Source organism: Sanguibacteroides sp. AM78-02pH3A, assembly GCF_027666085.1.
In the GTDB taxonomy this organism is placed as follows: domain Bacteria; phylum Bacteroidota; class Bacteroidia; order Bacteroidales; family Marinifilaceae; genus Gabonibacter; species Gabonibacter massiliensis.
In genome coordinates this window covers 39,830-62,438 of sequence record NZ_JAQEHX010000005.1, presented here as the reverse complement: position 1 = coordinate 62,438, position 22,609 = coordinate 39,830, and the positions used below count along the sequence as shown (strand labels likewise).

Below are 22,609 nucleotides of genomic sequence, written 5' to 3'. Positions count from 1 at the left end.
TACAAATTTATAAAAATATAAATCTCTCTGCCGAAAGATGGTTGTTTTTTGATATTGTAATTTCAAAAATCGATTGAAATAAGCGACAAAAAGAAAAATGCAGCCTGGAAAATATAAAACCAGGCTGCATTTGTATCTTCTTTATCGGACTGTTATCAGAACATATAATCCCAAACCGGCAATTGCGTGGGTTTCTGGTCTAAGCTATTGATTGCTTTGTCACTTAAGTATTTTTTATGGATAACAATACGGAAAATATACTCGTCGAACCATTTGTCCGTGAAAGTCAAGTAACCGTTGTGTCCTGTAGAGGGTCCCCAGCTATTTTCAAACTCCCATTTTAACGGCTGGTCGTTGGCATCCGTATCTACTCCCACTAAAGTCATCGCGTGAGAAGAACCGCTTTGGCGGGTTAGAATCCGTGCTTTTTTGTCCATTTTGAAGTCAACACCCATCAACGAGTTGTAGTCGTACATATCCGGGTCCATGATTCCTGTTTCCCGGTTGAGAAACTTGCCCACATCACAGGAAGAGTACATGGCTTCGTTGTTTTTAATGGAAGCAACGGCTGCTTTTTTAATCTCCTCGTTCGGGAGATTCAGGTATACCCAGTTGATTCCTTCGACGGTGTTCCGGTAGTTTTTAATCTCGTAGAGTTTGTAATATTCCCGAGTCGGATCATTCATGATCATAATGTAATTTTTCGGATCGTAATCTTCCGGGGTGATCTCCTCGTAGAACTGCTTCGGCGTGTAATTGGCCAGTTCTTTGATGTTCCCGTCTTTATCCGTGTACCGCCAGGTAAATTGGGTAGGAGGTTCTCCGAGACAAAGGGCCAGAATACGATATATATCTTTTAAGATAGAGATTTTTTCTGTTTCCAGGGCTTTCGTTTTTTTGCCTTGAGCGGCCATTTCCCGTAAGGTATAGCCCCCTTTGCGAAGTCTTTCATTGATAAGAGACCCCATGGCTGCCGTGTTATCGGAATGAGCCGTCTCGGGCATGACGGACTTGGGCACGACCCCGTATTTTTCTCCTAAATTGTAATACAGATTCCATACGCCACCATCGTTAACGGGTGCCGAGAAAAAGAAGGTCACTTCCCGGTCGTCCATCGGTTTGCCTGCCGTGGCAATGATATTCTCTAAAAAAAGGTTGGATTTCTCAAACATATCCCAGAAATAGAGGTAGTTATGAGAGAAGTCAAAATCATTTAAGTGATATTTCTTGATGATGTCGGGACGTAATACGTTCATGGAGGTAAACATCCAGCAACGTCCGGAACTGTGTTGATCGGTGATCCCTTTGACATCTACCCGGTACTTGAAATAGTGGTCTATTTTGCCCTGAAGTTCCCGGTTAAGGGCATTATCCCGGATATTCTTGTCGTTTGTCAAGATATTTTGAATGGCTTTCGTGGAAGGATCTTTTTTGAAACTTCCCTGAATTTCTTTTAACTCTTTTTCCGTGATCGTCTGAGCGCATAATGAGGCTCCGATCATCAATAAAGCACCTGTTAATAGTGTTATCTTCATAAAATCATTTTTAATCGTTTTAATTTTAAGCCAGAGAGATTCTGTGATTTAGTGATTCTGTGATTTAGTGATTCAAATCATTTAATCTTATAATCTTCTAATCTCAGAATCTTTTAATCTACAATTCTATATATGTATTACCTCGTCGTAGGCAGCGGCAGCGGCCTCCATGACGGCTTCGCTCATCGTCGGATGAGGATGGATGGTTTTAATAATGTCGTGTCCGGAGGCTTTCAGTTTCCGGGCCAGTACCATTTCGGCAATCATCTCGGTTACGTTCGTTCCTACCATATGAGCTCCTAACAGGGTGTTGTCGGCAGCGTTGAATATTAATTTGATGAATCCTTCATTGGCTCCGGCGGCACTTGCCTTGCCTGAAGCGCTGAATGGGAATTTCCCGATTTTGATTTCATACCCCGCTTCAACGGCTTTGGCTTCGTTCAATCCTACCGAGGCAACTTCCGGTGTCGTGTAGGTACAGCCGGGAATATTGGAATAATCGATGGGTTCGGTATGGACTCCCGCTATGTGTTCGACACAGCAAATGGCTTCGGCTGAAGATACGTGAGCCAAGGCGGGGCCCGGGACTATATCTCCGATGGCGTAGATCCCTTCGACATTCGTACGGTAATATTCGTCTACTTTTATTTTTCCCCGATCCATTTCGATTCCGAGTTCTTCCAAACCGATATTTTCCACGTTAGGGGAGATGCCGACAGCCGAGAGTACGATCTCTGCTTCGTGTACCTCTATCTCGCCTTTTTTATTTTTGATGTTCGCTTTTAAAAGTTCGCCGGTCGTGTCGACGCTTTCTACTGAAGATTTTACCATAACTTCAATACCTGCTTTTTTAAACGAACGTCCTACTTGTTTGGATACCTCTTCGTCTTCTAACGGGAGAATGTTAGGTAAAAATTCTACTAACGTTACTTTGGTGCCCATGGCGTTGTAGAAGAAGGCCAATTCGGAACCGATCGCTCCGGATCCCACGACGATCATCGATGCCGGTTTGTGGTCGAGAGTCAAAGCCTGACGGTAACCGATGATACGTTTGCCGTCTTGCGGAATGTTGGGAAGCTGACGGGAGCGGGCTCCTGTTGCTAACAGGATGTGGTCTGCCTCCACGATACTTTTTTCTCCTTCGCGGGGAGTTACTTCTACCTTTTTATCCGGAGTCAGTTTACCGTGTCCCTCGATAACGGTAATGTTATTCTTTTTGAATAGGTATTGGATTCCTTTACTCATTTTGTCGGCAACTCCCCGGCTTCTGGCGATGATGGCTTCAAAATCCGGTTCGGCCTGTTCGATCTTTATTCCGTAATCGGCGGCATGGCGAGCGTATTCCAATACTTGTGCCGATTTCAACAAGGATTTGGTCGGGATACATCCCCAATTCAAACAGATTCCACCTAATTCGGCACGTTCGACAACGGCCACTTTCATCCCCAGTTGGGAAGCGCGAATGGCAGCCACGTATCCTCCGGGACCGCTACCTATTACGAGTAAGTCGTATTTCATATTTTAGTTTGTTTATAGTGTAAATAATTTTTGACGCAATCATTTGCGCTACAAATTTAGAGGAATAGTTTAAAATCGGAAAATAAACGACTTCGTTTTCTGAAAAATGCAAAAAAATAGATGAATACGGAAAGGGAAAATAAGTTTCGGTAGAGGGGTCCGCTGCTCTTGTATCCGTTTTTATTCTTTGGTAACGGGGATAGGAGGCGAACGAGTTAAAATTTTGTATTTATAACTTGAAATACTATCTTTACGCACTTGAAAGAAATAGTGTTAATACAACTGTATATGGAGTATTCTGTCAATAGTATTGGTATGAATTTATTGGTAAAAAGATGATTAGGATATTTCATGTCGCTTTAAACATAAAATTGGATTTATATGAAAGGACTAAAAATTGTTGTTCTTGCTAAGCAGGTTCCCGACACGAGAAATGTGGGAAAAGATGCGATGAAAGCAGACGGAACTGTAAACAGGGCAGCTTTACCTGCCATCTTCAATCCGGAGGATTTGAATGCTTTGGAGCAGGCTTTACGTTTAAAAGATACAATTGAGGGGACTACTGTTCATGTATTGACCATGGGACCGGGACGCGCTGCGGAGATCATTCGCGAGGCGATGTACAGGGGTGCTGATGGTGGATATTTGTTGTCGGATCGGGCTTTTGCCGGTTCGGATACGTTGGCTACTTCTTATGCTCTGTCTTGCGCTCTGCACAATTTGGAGTACGATCTGATTATTTGCGGTCGTCAGGCTATCGATGGAGATACGGCTCAGGTCGGCCCTCAGGTTGCGGAAAAATTAGAGTTGCCGCAAGTGACTTACGCGGAGGAAATTCAAAAATGCGATGGCAGGAAATTGACAATCAAACGTCGTTTGGAAAGAGGTATAGAGGTGGTCGAGTGTCCGCTGCCTTGCGTGGTTACGGTAAACGGTTCTGCTGCCCCTTGCCGTCCGAGAAATGCTCGTTTCGTGATGAAATATAAATACGCGAAAGCTACTCAGGAGGCCCAGGAAGCCGGAGAGGATTATATCACGTTGGTTAACGAACGTCCTTACTTGAAGTTAACGGAATGGAGCGTTAATGATATTACCAGTAACGCGGAGGATTTGGGATTGAGCGGATCTCCGACGAAGGTGAAGACTATCGAGAATGTTGTATTCCAGGCAAAAGAGGCTAAGGTGCTGGCCGGAAGCGATGCAGAAATCGATGAGATGATGAAGGAATTGATTACCAACCATACAATCGGATAAGTGAAGAGATTGAAAATCTAAAATCTAAGATATGAATAGTGTATTTGTATATTGCGAGATAGAGGAGAGTACGGTTGCCGATGTCAGCTTGGAGTTGCTGACGAAGGGACGGACTCTTGCCAATAAATTAGGTGTAAAGCTGGAAGCTATTGCTTTAGGACACGGGTTAAAAGATATAGAGAAACAGATATTTCCTTACGGAGCAGATGTGGTATGGGTTGGCGATGATACTCGTTTGGCTCCTTACACGACGTTGCCTCACACGAAGATGTTGGTGCGTTTGTTCGAGCAGGAAAAACCGCAGATCGCTTTGATGGGAGCTACCAGCGTGGGGCGCGATTTGGGACCTCGTGTCTCTTCTTTCCTGCATAGCGGATTGACGGCTGACTGTACCAGCTTGGAGATAGGGGAGTACTCGGATGCCAAGAGCGGCAAGAAATACGAGAACCTGCTGTATCAGATTCGGCCGGCTTTTGGTGGTAATATCGTTGCCACGATCGTCAACCCGGAATGTCGCCCGCAAATGGCTACCGTCCGCGAGGGCGTGATGAAAAAGGAGGTAGTCGATGCCGCCTATAAAGGAGAGGTTAAGAAGTTGAACGCGGATGAATTCCTCGATGACACGGATCTGGTAGTGAAGGTGATTGAACGTCAGATGGAGAAATCCAAAGTCAATATTAAGGGAGCTCCGATTATTGTGGCCGGAGGCTATGGAGTTGGTTCGAAAGAGAATTTTAATTTGTTGTATGAACTGGCTTCCGTGCTGGGAGGAGAAGTAGGCGCTTCTCGTGCGGCCGTGGATGCGGGCTTTTGCGAACATGAACGTCAGATCGGTCAAACCGGAACGACTGTTCGTCCTAAGTTGTATATAGCTTGTGGTATTTCCGGACAGATACAGCATACGGCCGGAATGGAAGAGTCCTCCATGGTTATTGCCATTAATACGGATTCGAATGCTCCGATCAATAAATTTGCGGACTATGTGATCACGGGAGACCTGAACGTTGTAATTCCGAAGATGATTCAGTATTACAAGAAGAACAGCAAATAGGTAATTGTAAATTGCGAATTGAATGTTTTCATCTGAATTTACAATCAGTAATTTTCAATTTACAATCTAAAATTTAAAATTTTAAAAGTGTTATGGCGAATTTCTATATAGATAACGAGGATTTGAAGTTCCATCTGGAACATCCTCTCATGAAAAAAATTGTTGCGTTGAAAGAGCGTAATTTTGCGGATGCCGGAAAATGTGATACTGCTCCGAGAGATTTTGAAGATGCGTTGGACAATTACGATAAAGTGTTGGAGATTTTGGGGGAGATTTGCGGCGACGTGTTAGCTGAAAATGCAGAAGGGGTAGACGCCGAAGGACCGGAGGTGATTAACGGGAGAGTGAAATACGCGGCTGGAACTCAACAGAATCACGATGTGTTGACTCAAGCGGGTTTGTATAATATGTCTTTACCGAGAGAGTATGACGGATTGAATTTCCCGATTGTTCCCTATGTGATGGCGGCAGAGTTGGTTTCTCGTGCGGATGCCGGTTTCGGAAATATTTGGGGCTTGCAGGATTGCGCCGAAACGATCCATGAGTTTGCAAGCGAGGAACAGAAAAAACATTACCTGCCGCGCGGGGCTAAAGGAGAAACTTACGCGATGGATTTGACGGAGCCGGATGCCGGATCGGATTTGCAGGCGGTACAGTTAAAGGCTACTTATTGCGAAAAGAGCGGAAAATGGTATCTGAACGGGGTGAAGCGTTTTATCACGAACGGGGATGCTCAAATTGCTCTGGTGTTGGCTCGCTCGGAAGAGGGAACGCATGATGGCCGCGGGCTTTCCATGTTTATATATGATAAGGCCAATGGAGGTATGACCGTTCGCCGTATCGAAAATAAGTTGGGTATCAAAGGTTCGCCTACTTGTGAATTGGTATTTAAGGATGCCCCGGCGGAATTGGTCGGAGAACGCAAATTGGGATTGATCAAGTACGTTATGTCGCTGATGAACGGCGCACGTTTGGGAGTAGGCGCTCAATCGGTAGGTATAGCGGAAGCTGCTTATCGCGAGGGGTTGAAATATGCTCGGGAGAGACGTCAGTTCGGTAAAGCCATTATTGATTTTCCCGCGGTGTACGAAATGTTGACCAATATGGAAGCCAAACTTCAAGGTGCCCGTGCCATCCTGTACGAAACCAGCCGTTTCGTGGATATGTATAAGGCTTATACCCATATTTCCAATGAACGTACCTTGGATAAGGCCGAACGGGAAGAGATGAAGAAATACCAGAAATTGGCCGATATCTATACTCCCATGTTGAAATTGTTTTCGAGTGAATACGCTAACGAGATCGCTTACGATGCTTTGCAGATTCACGGGGGATCGGGTTATATGAAGGATTACCCTATTCAACGTTTGGTTCGTGATGCCCGTATTACCAATATATACGAAGGTACATCTCAGTTGCAGGTTGTGGCGGCTATACGCGGGGTGACTACCGGACAATATGCCAAGTATATTCGCGATGAGTATGAAAAGGCGCCTATATGTCCGGAGCAGGAGTATATTCGTGAGATATTGAAGGGTATGACGGCTGCTTTTGAGGCTGCTGTAGCGAATGTGACGGCAGTAGGAGATCCCGAATATGTTGATTTTCATGCGCGCCGTTTGGTAGAGATGGCCGGGTATGTGATCATCGGATACTTGTTGTTGTTGGATTCGCAGAGAGACGCACGCTTCTATAAATCTACGGAAGTATTCGTGAAGTACGGACAGGCTAAAGTTGCCGGATATGCAGCTTTTATCAATAATTTCGAACTGAAAGATATGGGGATGTATAAAAAATAATACAATCCCTCTCGGATATAAAAATCGTCTGTTTTTAAAGGCAGACGATTTTTTTATTGCAAATTTTAAATTGCAAATTAATTTTTGATTTAAGATTTATGACTTATGACTTATGATTAAGATTCTGATCTTACCCTCTTCAAATCGTAAATCTTTTTAATCTCTTAATTCCCAATCACTCAATTACTGAATCCTTTAATCCCAGAATCCCTTGGTTCTTTAAATCGTAAATCTAAAATCCGAAATCGTAAATCTACAATTGGAAGGGATAACTCCTCCGGGGCCGAGACGTTCCCGTCGGTCGTGTAAACGCTTTTCGTTCACTACCCTCCGGGACTCACTTCGTTCAAACAAACCGTCGGGTGGCCGTTCCGTAAATCGAACACGACGCTCGCCGTTCTCTATTTATGCCCCTCCGTTTTTCTCCCTTAATCCCCATCCCAGAATCCCTTAGTCCCCAATCACTAAATCCTCTAATCACTAAATCTTACAATTAGCGGGGTTATTTTCGGCTCATTAACATTTTTCATCCGGATAGTTTTATATTACGTGTTTTGTACAATAATGAAATATATAGTTCTATTGTATTTATAATAAAATATATTTTCTTGTTGTATGTATATATTTGTTGATATAAAATATGTTAATAGAAGAGTTAAATTTAACCATATATCTAATGGATCATTTCCGGATAATTCTTGCTTTAATGATTGTCGGGTCGAAAGGATCGCGTAGATGGGTTTTGAGCTTGATGTATTTGTTTTATTTTAATTCTTTATTGTTTAATACGCATGTAATTAGTGTGTTGAGTAAGTATTTCGTGAAGGGAGATTTATAAAATTCAGTCATGAGAAAAGTAAAAAATCATATAAAAAAACGATCAATAAATGATCGTTTAATTCGAGTGCAAATATAACTAAATAAATAATAACAGTAAAATTTAACCGATAAAATAAGTGGTCATTATCAGATGTTTTAATGTGGTTTAAAAATGTTAAATCATGAGAATATTTTAATATTGGATGTACTAAAAAACGATCATTTTCTGATACTATTACTTTGCGTGCAGATATCAGGGTTTTAATTGATCGGCGTGGAAAATGAATGTCGTATGAAGTTGCAAATGGTCGACCTAAAGGGTCAATACAACAAGATTAAAAACGAGATAGATGCCGGGATACGAGGGGTATTGGATAGTGCGGCTTTTATAAACGGGCGGGAGGTGACGGAGTTTAGTGAAGAGCTTGCCCGTTATATCGGAACAGAGTATGTGATCCCTTGTGCCAACGGTACGGATGCGTTACAGATCGCTTTGATGTCTTTGGAATTAGAAAAGGGAGACGAGGTGATCGTACCGGCTTTTACGTATGTGGCAACAGCGGAAGTCATAGGTTTATTAGGGTTTATTCCGGTTATGGTCGATGTCGACCCTGTTTCGTTCAATATAGAGGTAAAAGAATTGGAACGAGCCTTGTCTCCCCGAACGAAAGCGATCGTGCCGGTACATCTTTTCGGGCAGAGTTGTGATATGGAGTCTATTTTGACATTTGCCCGGGAGCACGGTTTGTATGTAGTGGAGGATAATGCACAGGCGATCGGAGCTGTCTATACTTTTTCTTCAGGAAACTCTTTCAAGACGGGAACCATGGGAGATATCGGATGTACCTCTTTTTTCCCTTCCAAAAATTTAGGCTGTTACGGGGATGGAGGAGCCTTAATGATTCGGGATAAGGAATTGGCCGAACGGGCTCGTTGTATTGCAAATCACGGTCAGTTGGTGAAATACCACCACGAAATGTTGGGATGTAATTCTCGCTTGGATACGATTCAGGCTGCGATATTGAAAGTGAAATTAAAACATATGGATGAATATAACCGGGCCAGGCGGGAAGCAGCCCGGTATTACACTTCTCGTTTAAAAGAAGTGAAGGGAATTGTACCGCCGTGCGAGATGCCTTATTCCACTCATGTTTATCATCAATACACGTTGAAAGTGAAGGATGGGCAGCGGGATCGCCTGAAAGCGTTTTTGGCGGAAGGGGAGATTCCTTCTATGATTTATTACCCGCTTCCTTTGCAGCGGCAAAAGGCTTTCACGGGGATAGCGAAAATTTCGGGGACATTGGAGGTGTCGGAAAAATTAGCGGATTCCGTTCTTTCGTTGCCGATGCACACGGAACTTACGCGGGAACAACAGGATCGGGTGATAGCGAGGATCGAAGCGTTTTTTAAAGGATAAGACGGTAGGTGATGTACCGTATTTGAAGTGCAGATAAGAAAGTATAAAGTTCGGTATTTGGTTTCTGTTTAAGAAACTAAAATATTGACGCGTGGTTAACGAAGAATAAGCCGGAACAGGGTTCGTGCGCGAAGCGTGTCCGGTGGGTTCGTGAAGATAGATGGGTAAGGAGTAATATCGTTATGGTTAATATGGTAATACGGGACGACGAAAAATACTGGTATGCGGCCTACACGAGGGTGAATCAGGAGATGAGTATAAAAAAGAAATTGGATGCCTTGAATGTAGAGAATTATCTGCCCCTTCAGGAGGTCGTGCGACAGGAACCGGAGGGACGGAAAAAGGTTCGTGAGCTTCTTGTCCGAGGGTTGATTTTTTTACGGACGGATCGGCGTACGAGTTTTGTGTTGCTGAATGATTACTCTCTTAACATTGTTTATATCAGGGATCGGGAGACTCGTCGTTCGCTGATTATTCCCGATAAGCAGATGAAAGATTTTATGTTTCTGCTCGATTTCTCGGATGAAGTGATAGAGATCGTGAACAAGGAGTTACGGCGGGGGGATAAGGTGCGTGTGATCAAAGGCCCATTTGTCGGTTTAGAGGGAGAGTTGGTCCGGGTAAAGGGACATAAGCGGGTGGTGATCCGGTTGGAAGGAGTAGTTTCTATCGCGACGTCTTATATACCGGGATCCTATCTGGAAAAAATAAACTAAGATTTTATATTAATAAAGTATAATGAAAAATTTTGCATTGATCGGGGCTGCAGGCTATATCGCCCCTCGGCATTTGCGTGCCATAAAAGAGACCGGAAACCGATTGGTAGCCGCTTACGATGTATTCGATAGCGTGGGAATCATGGATAGCTATTTTCCGGAAGCGTCGTTCTTTACGGAATTCGAGCTTTTCGACCGTCACCTTTCGAAAAATAAAGGAACGGACAAGGAGGTGGATGTGATATCCGTTTGTACGCCGAATTATCTGCATGACGCTCACGTGCGTTACGCTTTACGCTTGGGGGTGGATGTTATCTGCGAGAAACCGTTGGTATTGAATCCCTGGAATATCGATGCCCTGCAAAAAGTGGAAGAGGAAACGGGACACCGGGTATTCACGATCTTGCAATTGAGGCATCATCCGGCGATTCTGGCTTTAAAGAAAAAAATAGAAGAGGGACCGAAAGAGAAGATATACGATGTCGATCTTACCTATATAACCTCCCGGGGCAATTGGTATTATACGAGTTGGAAAGGTGATAGCCGGAAAAGCGGTGGGGTAGCCACCAATATCGGGGTTCATTTTTACGATATGCTCTCTTGGGTGTTCGGTCCCGTCCGGGATAATATCGTGTACGTGAGCAGTCATGACCGGGTGGCCGGGTTATTGCGTTTTGACAGGGCTCATGTCCGTTACTTTTTAAGCATTAATTACGATACTCTTCCGCCGGAAGTAAAGGAAGCGGGGAAAAGAACATTTCGTTCGTTTCGCGTAGAGGGAGAGGAAATGGAGTTCAGCGACGGTTTTACCGATCTGCACACGGAGAGCTACCGGCATATTCTTGCCGGCGAAGGATACGGTTTGGAAGATGCCCGTACCTCCATTCAAATCGTGCACGATATCCGTCACGCGAAACCTATCGGACTTTGCGGGGATTATCACCCTTTGGCTGAATTGGTATTGGAGGAACATCCCTTTGGTTGGTAATTTTAATAAATAATACGCTTATGTATACTCGATTGGTTTCTAAGAAAGCGAAGTTAGCCTTGGTGGGTTTGGGGTATGTGGGGTTGCCCATTGCCTTGGCGTTTGCCAAAAAGATCTCCGTGGTCGGTTTTGATATCAAAGAGGATCGTCTGGAGAAAATGCGGAATAGGATCGATCCTTCCGAAGAGTTGCCGCCTGAGGCGTTCGATCATAGCGATATCGAATTCACCTCTTCCGTGGATCAATTACGGGCTGCCTCTTTTTTTATTGTGGCGGTTCCAACCCCCATAGACGAGTACAATCAGCCGGATTTAAAGCCCTTGTTGGCGGCTACCCGGACGGTGGCGAAAGTCTTGAAAAAGGGTGATTACGTGGTTTTCGAATCCACCGTTTACCCCGGATGCACGGAGGAGGATTGTTTGCCTTTGTTGGAAGAGATTTCCGGCCTGAAAGTAGGTCGGGACTTTAAAATCGGTTACTCCCCCGAGCGGATTAATCCGGGGGATTCGAAACATATACTGAGTAATACGATAAAAATCGTTTCGGGGTGCGATGCCGAGGCTTTGGAGACGATTGCCAAGGTATACGAATTGGTGGTGGAACCGGGTGTTCATCCCGCTCCCTGTATTAAGGTGGCGGAAGCGGCGAAGATAATCGAAAATACCCAGCGGGATGTCAACATCGCTTTGATGAATGAATTGTCTATTATCTTTTCCCGGATCGGCATCAATACCTTCGATGTGTTGGAAGCCGCTGGGACGAAGTGGAATTTTCTGAAGTTTTATCCCGGATTAGTCGGGGGACATTGTATCGGGGTCGATCCTTATTACTTGGTACATAAGGCGAAAGAGCTGAAATACCATCCCCAGATCATAAACGCGGGGCGTTTTATCAACGACTCGATGGGTGCCTATATCGCCAAGAAGATGGTAAAGAAATTGATTGCCATGGGTAAAAGTGTATTGGGAGCCCGGGTTTTGGTTATGGGGGTAACCTTCAAAGAGGATGTTTCGGATATTCGTAATTCGAAAGTGGCCGATATCATTCGGGAGTTACGGGATTTCGGTGTGGATGTGGATGTTGTCGACCCTCATGCCGATTCGGAAGCCGTGCAGGAGGAATATGGTTTTAAATTGGTGGAAAAACCCCGCGATAATTACGATGCGGTCGTTGTGGCAGTCTCCCATAAAGAATATGAAATGTTGGACGAGACCTATTTTAAGTCGTTGACTTATGAGAACGCTCTTTTAGTAGATATTAAAGGAATTTTGCGGGAGAAAATACATTCGTTGAAATACTGGAGTTTGTAAGAACAGGTATAGAAGAAAAATTTACGGTTTATTTATCTCTGAATAGTAGCATGAAAACGACCCGGAAGTGGGGAATATTAATCCTTTTCGATCTTTTACTGGTGGTCCTGGTATTCGGGGGCTCCGGTTGGATAGGAAGATTTCCCGGATGGTGGATATCGGGAAGTGCCGCATGCCTCTGGGTATTGTTGGGCGTGATTTCGCGGAAACTTAATTTCACTGAATTTCAACGGATTCGCTATGCTTTTATTACGATCGGATTGGTCGACGTATTGTCTGCTGTCCTGCTTTATGCGTTGTATGAGATTTTAGAGCTGACTTTTTACGGTGGCGGAAATTATGTCATAGCTGTCGGATCATTAATCCTTTTGGAGTGTTGTTTTTATCTTGTCGTCCGGCTGTTGGTCATGCGCAAAATTCCTTTCCAACAGGAAGATGAGGCAATAAAACGTTATCATCGGTTGTCGGCAAAATATGCGGCCCGGATGTTAACGGGAGAACAAAGTCCCGATTTAAAAAAATTGTTGGAATTGCTTCGGTGTCATCCCATGAGTAATCCCGTGAGGTGGAGGAATACTTACGAGGCTCGTTTTGCCCGGGAAACGAAATTAATGGCTATTAAAGAGCGGGAGGAGTTGGAGGGGTATTCCCGCGGTTGTTTCGATATGTTCGTGAACCTGTCCCGGGTGAATAAGATTCGTCGGGTGAATAAGTTTTTTATTCATGTAAATAAATTACTGAATGTAGGAGATGTTTTCGTTTGTTGTTGTCAGACGAGTGAAATACGCAAATCTCAAATATTAGGTATCTATCCCTGGGGATTAAACTATTTGATCTATACGACGGATTATGCTTGGAACCGGATTTGTCCGAAACTACCTTGTCTTAAAAAAATCTATTTTACTCTCACGGGAGGTCGTTATCGGGTATTTCCCCGTCCGGAGATATTAGGACGGTTGTATTGTTGCGGTTTCGAGGTAAAACAGGAAGAGTATATTCACGGTCTGCTTTACGTGATTGCGGTCAAAACAAAACCGCCTTTCGATGATCCTTCACCCAGTTACGGGCCTTTGGTGAGGTTGAGACGGGTGGGAAAAGACGGAAAATTGATCGGGGTATACAAGTTCCGGACTATGCATGCCTATGCCGAATACCTGCAACCTTATATCTATCAGCATAACCGTTTACAGGAAGGCGGAAAATTTGCGGATGATTACCGGATTTCCGTTTTCGGCCGGTTTATGCGTAAATGTTGGTTGGATGAATTGCCGATGCTGATCAATATTTTGAAAGGCGACATGAAGCTGATCGGGGTACGTCCGTTGAGCCAGCATTATTACGGTCTTTACTCCCCGGAGTTGCAGCAATTGCGTATCCGTACCAAACCGGGACTTTTGCCTCCTTTTTACGCGGATATGCCTAAAAATTTGGAAGAGATAGAGGCCAGTGAACGCCGTTATTTGGAAGCCTATTTGCAACACCCCTTTTTGACGGACTGGAACTATTTTTGGAAAATCTGGAACAACATCCTGATCAAACGGAAACGTTCGGCCTAAAAGTTTTAAGTATACTTAAAACTTTATGGAATTCTGCGAAAAATTTTAATTGTATTTAAAACTTTGCTACTTGTATTTATTGTATATTCTAATTTTATATTAAAATGGCGATGTGTTATTGACTTTGTATTTAAAACAGGCACCTACATACCTAAACTAATTGCAGAGGCTTTTTACCTGACTAATGATATTGAAAAGTATGGCAGTGGATTTACCCGTATCCGGGAAGCTATCGTGCCCTACCCTACGATGAAGTATGATTTTTACGTGATGGGAAACGGCTGCTTTTCGGAATTAAGCTATGAAAGACAAAAAATATCAACGGCCGAAATCGAAGATAGCGGATTAAAAGATTCTGTGGAGAAAATAGTAGGAGCGATAAAGGTTAATCCTTTTATAACACAAAGTGAATTAGCAAAAATAACAGGACTATCGCGTCGTGGAGTCGAATGGAATCTACAACAACTAAGGAAGAATGGAATAATTTTGAGGGTAGGACCGGATAAAGGAGGTCATTGGGAGATCAATAAAGAAACGGAATAAAAACAGCTATACCGTAATTTAAATATTTTTTCGGATATAACTTATCGTTCCTCTTCTATTCTTGGATAAGAGGATATCTATTTGCGTTTAGTAATGAATAAAGTTGAAAATACGAACCGCTCTTGTCCGGTAGATGGTAGTCGCGGGACTCCGCTGTGGAAAGTCAATTACTACCGGACAAAGATGTTGACCGCTCTATTGGATGACTTGGTGGAATTGGAATCCGTCGGGGCGGATGCCGAGTGCTTTGGGGAGATTCGTCTTTCCTTGGAATATTTTATCAATGCTTTGACCGAGGTTCCGAGCGGGGTGCTGTCCGGTAAACCCTTGTACAAGATGGTCGAAGACTTTTTAGAGTCGTGCCGGGAGTGGGACGAGATAAAAGGGACAAGCCGGGATAGCGTCATGCAACGGCGGGCCGTCATTCGAAAACTCAGGAAAGTCAGGCAGCGCGTTTCCGATAAGATGCGGAAACTCCAGTACCAGTTAGAGAACAATACCGATATGCAATTGCTTTCCGATGCCTACCGGGCTATGGGAGGTATAATGAACCTGCTTCCGGATACATTTAAAAATGTAGGGAAAGCGGTAAAAAGATATCTAAAGATCAATTGAGAAATTAAGAGATTAAAGGATTAAGTGATTGGGAGATATAATGATTAGGAGATTTGAATCACAAAATCACGGAATTGCTAAATCATTGAATCACAGAATTTATATCAGATCTACAATTTAAAATTTACAATTAGAAGATGCATACTTTGAAAATAGTGGTAACCGGTGGGGCAGGCTTTATCGGTTTATTAAGAGATTATTGTATATACTATTAATGATAGAAGTATTAATATTAGAAATGTGTTGATGATAAAAAGAATCGAACAGAATAGATATAGGCTCGACCTTATATTTTGTTATATATCATTGTTAGGAATTCTTGGTATATATGTCGGTATTGTAAACATGTATTTTTGGATATTTCTTTTGATTACGAGACTTGCAATGTGCCGTAGGATTGAATTGGGAATATTCTTACTTTTTTTAGGTTCCAGTCTTTGGGGAAGATTATTTGCATCGAAGGAATTAGTACTTATTTTTACGATAATTCCTTTGTTGGTTGGGATGTTTATTTTAAGAAAAGAGATATTGAAAATACTGGTCTTTAATAAACGTTCTTTTCTTTTTTTTTCTATTCTCATTCTGTATTTTACAATTATGTTTTTATTAGGTCCCCAGAACGAGTATGCAAAAGAAAAAATATTGAAGTTATTTGTAAGGGGATATGTTTGGTTAGTCGCTTTTTTAATTTATGTGCAAACCTACCGGATTTCCAATAGAAACTTAGCGATTTTGTTTATTATATTGGCATTATTTTATCTCTCTCAAAGCTACCAATTATATGGTGTAAGACCCGCTTATTTGGGGGATATTTCTTTTTTTAGAAACTCTGCAATTAAAATGGGAACGACTTTTACAGGTGGGAATATATTAAATACCCATACGTTAGCTTATTTACCACTTGGAGCTTTAACATTTTGGATGTCGGATAAAAATATTCTTGGAAAAAAGCAAATAGGTCTCTCTATTGTCTTTTTTTTACTCTCATTCGGTTTGATTTTAATGTCCGGAGTTCGTCAGGCTTTAGGTGTTTTAATTGTAATTTTTGCTTTGAGGTTATTTTTGAATAAGAGAAGAATTATCTCATTTAGAAATTTATTCACGTTACTCGTAATCTTTTATATTGTGGTCTCCGTTGTATCGTGGTTCGGCTCCGAATATTTGGAAAAAACTTTATCTCAACGGAATACTGTGGAGGCTCGTCTGAACAGAGATTTTGTGACACCCTTCAGGGTTTTGGCTATTGATCCCGTATTTGGAGTCGGCTTTGGTGGATATCCGGATTATGCAAATAAAAATTATCCGCATAATTTATTTTTAGAGATCTTATGTGAATTAGGCATGGTTGGTTTTATGGTAATTTTGATGTGTTTGGGGGCATTTTGGGTAAGTAGGCGAAAAATTAATATGGTTAGATTCAGAACACTTAACAATGCCTATTTATTTCTTTTATTTACCGTATTTTTTATGAGGTCGATGATTAGCGGTGATCTGACGGGAAACATTGTCTTACTGGGTTTGTTGTTGTGCTTTGTAAAAATTCATCCGTTGGATTTAAAACATATTCGAAAAACCGTGTAATTTATGGAGGGGTCTTTAAAGGAGAAAACCATTGCAAGTATGATATGGAGAGCTGTGCAAGGTTTTGGAAATCGGATTATATTGTTTATTGCGAACCTTGTTTTAGCCCGGCTTTTGTCTCCCGATGATTTCGGTTGTATAGGGATGTTAATGATCTTTTTATCCATTTTAAATGTATTTATTAACGGGGGATTTAGTTTAGCCTTGTTACAAAAAAAGAATGTAACAAGAGCGGATTACTCCACTGCATTTTATTGGAATTTAGTCGTTTCGTTAGTTGCCTATTTATTACTTTTTTATTTTTCTCCCGCAATCTCTGTATTTTATCGGATACCTTTGTTGTCGACAGTTTTAAGAGTGCAAGGACTTGCTTTGATATTTAATGCTTTATCGGTGGTACAAATAACCATTTTGCAACAGCAATTAAATTTTAAAAGGATCGCTATATATGATTTGATAAGTGTATCTATTGCTTGCTCGGCAGGAATAGTTACTGCGTTGTTAGGGTGGGGAGTGTGGAGTCTCGTGTTAAAAATGATGCTTTATTTTTTTGTAAATAGTTTAATATTGTGGTATTGTTCTTCTTGGAAACCAGAGCTGATTTTTAGTATAAAATCATTTAAAAGTTTGTTTGGCTTCGGAAGTTTTATGTTCTTTTCTAATTTAATGAGAGAATTATATCAAGGTATTCCGGATTTGATTATTGGGCGTTTTTATTCCGCAAGAAAGTTAGGGTTTTATACACAAGCAAGGAAATTGGAAGAAATTCCGGTTGTCACTTTGGCAACTATAGTTAGTTCAGTATCCTTTCCTGTTTATTCTAAAATTCGAGATGATAAGGAAAGATTGATAAGAGGGGTAAGAAAAAATCAAAAGGCAATTACTTTTATAAATTTTCCTTTGATGGTATGGCTTATTGTCATCGCTAAACCTCTTTTTTTGATTTTATTTACTGAAAAATGGAGCGAATCTATACCTTATTTTCAATTGTTTTGCATGGGAGGAATGATGATCACTTTGGTCTATTTGAATAAAGACCTGATAACCTCATTGGGAAATAGTAAAAAATATTTTTTTATAGAAATAATATATGAAATATTGGGTATAATATTGATGCTCGGAGGGGTTTGGTTGTATGGTATAGAGGGATTGTTGGGAGGTTATGCTCTTTCATATTATTTGCTTTTTTTGATCAGTTCTCTTGTCACAGGTAAATTGGTGCAATATGGTTTTGTAAAACAAGTGAAAGATATTGGGATGAATTTTGTAATCTCATTATTTACAGGTTTTGTAGTATATTTTATTTCGTTTTTATTTTCTTCTTGTTTTTATTTAATCGTGGCTCAAACAGGGGTATATCTGTTATTATATATAGGATTGGCTCGTCTCCTGCACATAGAGGGATATCAGATTTTTTGGGAAATAGTTCGAGATAAGTTTATAAAAATAAATGATTGAGATATTCCGGTTACATGGATTGTGAAACAAGGTTTTGAATGACAGGATATAAAAATGGCAATTGGGTTAATAGTTATAGGCACGGGAAATAGCAAAAAAGATTATTGAGAATTTATAGTAATTGCTTTGAAATATCTACCGGATATAAGGTATCTGCTGATGGATATTATTAGAGTTCTATTGTTAAAATTTATAGAAATATATATGATGAATGTTTGTCTGACGCATGATATTGATAGAATAGATAAGACATATCAATATTTTACAAAACCCTTACGGGCTTTAAAAGTAAGAGATTTTGACTTGTTCTTTAAAAGATTGTTTTCTTTTTTATATGTAAGAAAACCGTATTGGGGGTTTAACTATATTATCGAAATAGAGAACCAGTTTCATGTAAAATCGACGTTATTTTTTTTAAATGAATCGGTTCCATTTTCCCTTTTTCAGCCTTCAAATTGGAAGCTAAGTATGGGGCGTTATACCTTTCAAGATAAAAGGATTATCGATATTATTAAGTATTTAGATCATAATGGATGGGAAATAGGTCTGCATGGTTCTTATTGGTCTTATAAAAATCATGAATTGCTGAAAATTGAAAAAGAAGGGTTGGAATATATTTTAGGACATCCTGTTTCGGGTATAAGACAACATTATCTGAATTGGGAGGAACATACTTGGGAAATTCACGAAAAATTAGGGTTTGAATACGATTCTTCATGGGGATATAGAAAAAATATTGGTTTTAAGGATAATAAAATTGTTCCTTTTTTTCCTGTACCGGGATCTTTGTTTTGTGAAATTCCATTAGTAATAATGGATTATCCTTTTGTTCTTATTAAAAATAAGTGGTCTCGATTTGAAGATATCTGCGATGAGTGTGAAAGTAAAAATGCTTTTTTGGTAATAAATTATCATAATGCGAATTTGGATCCATTGGATCATCCCGGTGTGATGGATGATTATATTGAAATAATTGAGAGGTTGAAAAAGAGAGGAGCTCGTTTTTTGACAATGAAACAAGCATGCGAACGGGTTGTAAAATTTAAAGGATAAAAAATGATTTCTTCTTTATTACGATTAAAAAGGAAAATTCTATTTGCAGTATTTTTAAAAATCTCTTTGCATAAAGTTCGGGTTTGGGCATTGAAGCGGATCGGGTTTAAAATAGGAGAGCAAGTGTATGTTGGGGAAGGGATTACTATTTTGGTGCAACTTCGTGCTCCTAAGATGAATGTCGAAATAGGAGATAGAGTGAGCTTCGGCCCGAATGTGACAATAGTTGCCTCTTCTCATCCCAATAGCAGCAGATTAAAGAAAATTACCGGGTATAATAGAGGTGCTGTCACTATTGGCGATGATTCCTGGATTGGAGCAGGAGCGATTATTTTGCCCGGAATAACAATCGGTAAAGGTTGTATTGTTGGTGCCGGTAGTGTCGTTACTCGTAATGTTCCGGATTATACGGTCGTGGTTGGAAATCCCGCCAGAGTTTTGAAGAAAATAGAAGGAGAATTGGATTAACCGGAATATTCGGCTCTGAAGATTGCGGGGAGTACGAGGATTTTCTATTTTAAATATAATTATGATGATACAAATATGTGATGATGTAAATCAAATAGATCTATATCAATGGAGTAAATTATTGGAAAAATCTGTAAAAGCATCATTTTTCCATTCTTATGGTTATTGTAAGGCATTAATAGAATCAAAAGAAATTATGCCTGTTATTATTGCGGTGGAAAATGAACAAAAAGAGATAACGGCTTTAACTATAGGTGAGTTGGCAAATGAAAGTAAAAGAGTTCCTTTCTTATCTAAAAGGTTATTGATATTAGATGCACCGCTCTATGAAGATATAGAGAGTTTATTGTACCTGGTAAGACACCTGAAAAAAATTAATGCCGGACTTTTTGTTCAGATTAGAACTTTTTTTCCTTTTTCTGAAAATGAGCAATCTGTTTATATGAAATTTGGGTTTGTTTTATCAGATCATCTTAATGCATACATCTCGTTAACAAATAAAACAAATGATACAATTTGGACTTTATTGAAGAAAGATAAAAGAAAAGGGATAAAGAAAGCAGAAGAGAAGTTCAATATAGATGTTCGGGAATATAATTCTGTAAATCAAAGTATTGATGTCTTTTATGAAATGCAGGCAAAGCTATTTAAACGGAAAAGACATGCACTGAAAAGTAAGGATTATTTCTATAATTTATTAAGAGAGGCAAAAGGGACAATAAAGATTGTTTTTGCAATTTATGAAGGTATTCCTATTGCTTCACAGTTGTATGTAGTATACAATAAAAAAATCACCGCCTTATATACGGCGACTTTGGAAGAACATTTGGAGAAACATGCAGGAGATTTGCTGATATGGTATTTGTTGAAAGAAGGAATTAAGAATAAATGCGATTATTTTGATTTTGGGGGAGGTGGGAATCCCAATTATAAATATGGCCCCCGGGAGTATAAAGAGAGATTTGGGACTGTCTTTGAGAATGTAGGAAGATTTACATTATCAAAATCTTTTTGGTATAAAGTGGTAATGTTTGGGTATAATTTGATGTTGAAAAAATAAATTAATATTAAAATGCGGATTTTGATTGACATAGGTCACCCTGCTCATGTACATCTTTTCTCTCCTTTTGCTTCTGAAATGAAGTTGAAAGGACATGAAATTTTATTTACATGCCGGGAAAAAGAACATGAGAAAACACTACTTCAGGCTTATGGAAATAATTATGTATGTTTAGGTAAGCATTATTCGACTAAAATAGGAAAGGTATGGGGCTTACTTCGTTTTGATATGCAATTGCTTTTAGTCGCATGGCGGTTTAAACCGGATTTATTTCTTAGTGCCGGATCGTTTTATGCTGCTCATGTTGCATATCTGATGTGTAAACCTCATTTGTCTTTTGAAGATACATTTAATTATGAGCAAGTTAGACTTTATGAGCCCTTTACAAAGGTGATTTTTACATCTGATTATAGACATCCTTGTGTGTCTAAGAAAGAAATTCATTATTCTGGTTATCATGAATTAGCATATCTTCACCCTAAACGGTTTACTCCAAACGGATCGATTTTAGAAGAATTAGGAGTAGTTGGAAATGAAAAATATGTAATTGTTCGTTTGGTATCGTGGAAAGCCACGCATGATGTGGGACATAAAGGGATCTTTTATGAGAATAAACTGAAAGCAATAGAAGAATTTTCAAAATTTGCGAAAGTATTTATTTCTTCAGAAGCAGAATTACCTGAAGAATTGAGAAAATATCAGATTAAGATAGAACCACATCGAATGCATGATGCTTTGGCTTTTGCAAGTTTAATTTTTGGAGAAAGTTCGACAATGTCAGAAGAAGCCGTAATGCTGGGGACGCCAGCAGTATATCTTCTTACAAAAAGTACTTTTTATACCCGACATTTAGAGGAGGACTATGGATTGATGTTTAATTATTCGGAATCGGAAGAAGATCAAATAAAAGCAATTGCCAAAGGAGTTGAGTTACTCCAGATGAAAAATGTTAAGGAGAGATGGAAAGAGAAAAGGGATAAAATGCTGGCTGATAAAATCGATGTGACAGCATTTTTGGTTTGGTTTGTGGAGAACTGGCCGGATAGCTTTAAGATAATGAAAAAAGATCCTGATTATCAGAATCGGTTTAAATAACTATGGACTTTACACTAAAAATCTATCAGGAATTGCTTGCAGTTCTGAAAACCTGCTATGCTTTCCAGACTTTTGAAGATTATATCGGGAAACCGGAAGATAAAAAGCTGATCATTTTACGGCATGATGTGGACAAATGTCCCGGGCGTTCGTTGGCGTTTGCCGGGGTACAGGCGAAGGCTGGAGTTCGGGGGACTTACTACTTCCGGGCTGTGCCGGAAAGTTGGGATGAGGGGATTATCCGGGAAATCCGGGATTTGGGACATGAAGTGGGGTATCATTACGAGAGTTTGACTACCTGTCACGGAGATGTCGATAAAGCTTACGAAGATTTTTGCCGGAATCTGGAGCGGTTGAGGAGACTGGTGCCGGTTGCTACCATTTGTATGCACGGAAGTCCCCGTTCACCTTGGGATAGTAAGGATATCTGGACAAAATACGATTACCGGGAGTTGGGAATTATCGCCGAGCCTTATCTGGATATTGATTTTTCTAATCTGTTTTATGTGACGGATACCGGTAGACGATGGGATGGCTACCGGGTTAGTGTTAGGGATAAGATTCCTGAATTACAGGGAACGTGGGAACGGAACGGGTGGGTTTACCATTCTACCTCGGATATTATTCGAGCCGTGAAGGCCGAAGAATTTCCGGAACGGGTGATGGTTACAAATCATCCACAACGATGGACAGATTGTAGATTAGCTTGGATGCAGGAATTATTTATACAGGGATTAAAAAACCAAATAAAAAGATTTATAGTCAAATAG

At 40.6% G+C, this 22,609-nt stretch carries 19 protein-coding genes; 17 read left to right on the top strand and 2 right to left on the bottom strand.

Features of this window, described 5'->3' with window-relative positions; genetic code table 11:
- Window positions 1–155: 155 nt before the first annotated feature.
- Together PGR74_RS09060 and lpdA are read right to left on the bottom strand one after the other, a co-directional pair.
- Window positions 156–1,535 (bottom strand): aminopeptidase C, encoded by a 1,380-nt coding sequence (locus tag PGR74_RS09060; RefSeq protein ID WP_041502896.1) that lies wholly within the window; start codon window positions 1,533–1,535, stop codon window positions 156–158.
- 126 nt (window positions 1,536–1,661) lie between these two features.
- The gene (gene lpdA / locus PGR74_RS09055; RefSeq protein WP_041502897.1) at window positions 1,662–3,053 is read right to left on the bottom strand and encodes a dihydrolipoyl dehydrogenase; all 1,392 of its coding nucleotides are present in this window, start codon (window positions 3,051–3,053) and stop codon (window positions 1,662–1,664) included.
- Window positions 3,054–3,434: 381 nt separating this feature from the next.
- On the opposite strand from lpdA, the gene PGR74_RS09050 reads away from it, so the two are divergent.
- The 17 genes from PGR74_RS09050 to PGR74_RS08970 all read left to right on the top strand — a co-directional run bounded on the left by PGR74_RS09050 (window position 3,435) and on the right by PGR74_RS08970 (window position 22,609).
- Window positions 3,435–4,307, top strand: a complete 873-nt coding sequence (locus tag PGR74_RS09050; RefSeq protein ID WP_041502898.1) for an electron transfer flavoprotein subunit beta/FixA family protein — start codon at window positions 3,435–3,437, stop codon at window positions 4,305–4,307.
- A 31-nt stretch (window positions 4,308–4,338) separates the two neighbouring features.
- Window positions 4,339–5,358: an electron transfer flavoprotein subunit alpha/FixB family protein gene (locus PGR74_RS09045; protein WP_041502899.1), complete on the top strand. Its 1,020-nt coding sequence runs from the start codon at window positions 4,339–4,341 to the stop codon at window positions 5,356–5,358.
- Window positions 5,359–5,450: 92 nt separating this feature from the next.
- A complete protein-coding gene (locus tag PGR74_RS09040) occupies window positions 5,451–7,157 on the top strand; it encodes an acyl-CoA dehydrogenase family protein (RefSeq protein ID WP_041502900.1) in 1,707 nt (568 codons plus the stop codon).
- Window positions 7,158–8,268: 1,111 nt separating this feature from the next.
- Complete coding sequence (locus PGR74_RS09035) at window positions 8,269–9,396, top strand: DegT/DnrJ/EryC1/StrS family aminotransferase (RefSeq protein ID WP_041502902.1); 1,128 nt, start codon at window positions 8,269–8,271, stop codon at window positions 9,394–9,396.
- A 182-nt stretch (window positions 9,397–9,578) separates the two neighbouring features.
- Entirely contained in the window at window positions 9,579–10,112 is a 534-nt protein-coding gene (locus PGR74_RS09030; RefSeq protein WP_316929908.1) for a UpxY family transcription antiterminator, read from the top strand.
- Window positions 10,113–10,134: 22 nt separating this feature from the next.
- Entirely contained in the window at window positions 10,135–11,100 is a 966-nt protein-coding gene (locus PGR74_RS09025) for a Gfo/Idh/MocA family protein (RefSeq protein WP_041502903.1), read from the top strand.
- Between the two features lie 20 nt (window positions 11,101–11,120).
- Window positions 11,121–12,410, top strand: a complete 1,290-nt coding sequence (locus PGR74_RS09020) for a nucleotide sugar dehydrogenase (protein WP_041502904.1) — start codon at window positions 11,121–11,123, stop codon at window positions 12,408–12,410.
- Between the two features lie 50 nt (window positions 12,411–12,460).
- Window positions 12,461–13,966 carry a sugar transferase gene (locus tag PGR74_RS09015; protein ID WP_041504673.1) on the top strand — a complete coding sequence of 502 codons (1,506 nt, stop codon included), beginning with the start codon at window positions 12,461–12,463 and terminating at the stop codon, window positions 13,964–13,966.
- Window positions 13,967–14,029: 63 nt separating this feature from the next.
- Window positions 14,030–14,509, top strand: a complete 480-nt coding sequence (locus tag PGR74_RS09010; RefSeq protein ID WP_041502906.1) for a winged helix-turn-helix domain-containing protein — start codon at window positions 14,030–14,032, stop codon at window positions 14,507–14,509.
- A 93-nt stretch (window positions 14,510–14,602) separates the two neighbouring features.
- A complete protein-coding gene (locus PGR74_RS09005; RefSeq protein ID WP_270516928.1) occupies window positions 14,603–15,124 on the top strand; it encodes a hypothetical protein in 522 nt (173 codons plus the stop codon).
- Window positions 15,125–15,766: 642 nt separating this feature from the next.
- A complete protein-coding gene (locus PGR74_RS09000) occupies window positions 15,767–16,705 on the top strand; it encodes an O-antigen ligase family protein (RefSeq protein WP_270516927.1) in 939 nt (312 codons plus the stop codon).
- A 3-nt stretch (window positions 16,706–16,708) separates the two neighbouring features.
- Window positions 16,709–18,163, top strand: a complete 1,455-nt coding sequence (locus PGR74_RS08995) for a lipopolysaccharide biosynthesis protein (protein WP_041502909.1) — start codon at window positions 16,709–16,711, stop codon at window positions 18,161–18,163.
- 204 nt (window positions 18,164–18,367) lie between these two features.
- Window positions 18,368–19,216, top strand: coding sequence for a hypothetical protein (locus PGR74_RS08990; protein WP_146216424.1), 849 nt, complete (start codon window positions 18,368–18,370; stop codon window positions 19,214–19,216).
- Between the two features lie 3 nt (window positions 19,217–19,219).
- Window positions 19,220–19,684 carry a DapH/DapD/GlmU-related protein gene (locus PGR74_RS08985; protein WP_041502910.1) on the top strand — a complete coding sequence of 155 codons (465 nt, stop codon included), beginning with the start codon at window positions 19,220–19,222 and terminating at the stop codon, window positions 19,682–19,684.
- Window positions 19,685–19,745: 61 nt separating this feature from the next.
- Entirely contained in the window at window positions 19,746–20,744 is a 999-nt protein-coding gene (locus tag PGR74_RS08980; RefSeq protein ID WP_082032888.1) for a GNAT family N-acetyltransferase, read from the top strand.
- 12 nt (window positions 20,745–20,756) lie between these two features.
- Complete coding sequence (locus PGR74_RS08975; protein WP_041502912.1) at window positions 20,757–21,839, top strand: DUF354 domain-containing protein; 1,083 nt, start codon at window positions 20,757–20,759, stop codon at window positions 21,837–21,839.
- A 2-nt stretch (window positions 21,840–21,841) separates the two neighbouring features.
- The gene (locus PGR74_RS08970) at window positions 21,842–22,609 is read left to right on the top strand and encodes a hypothetical protein (protein ID WP_041502913.1); all 768 of its coding nucleotides are present in this window, start codon (window positions 21,842–21,844) and stop codon (window positions 22,607–22,609) included.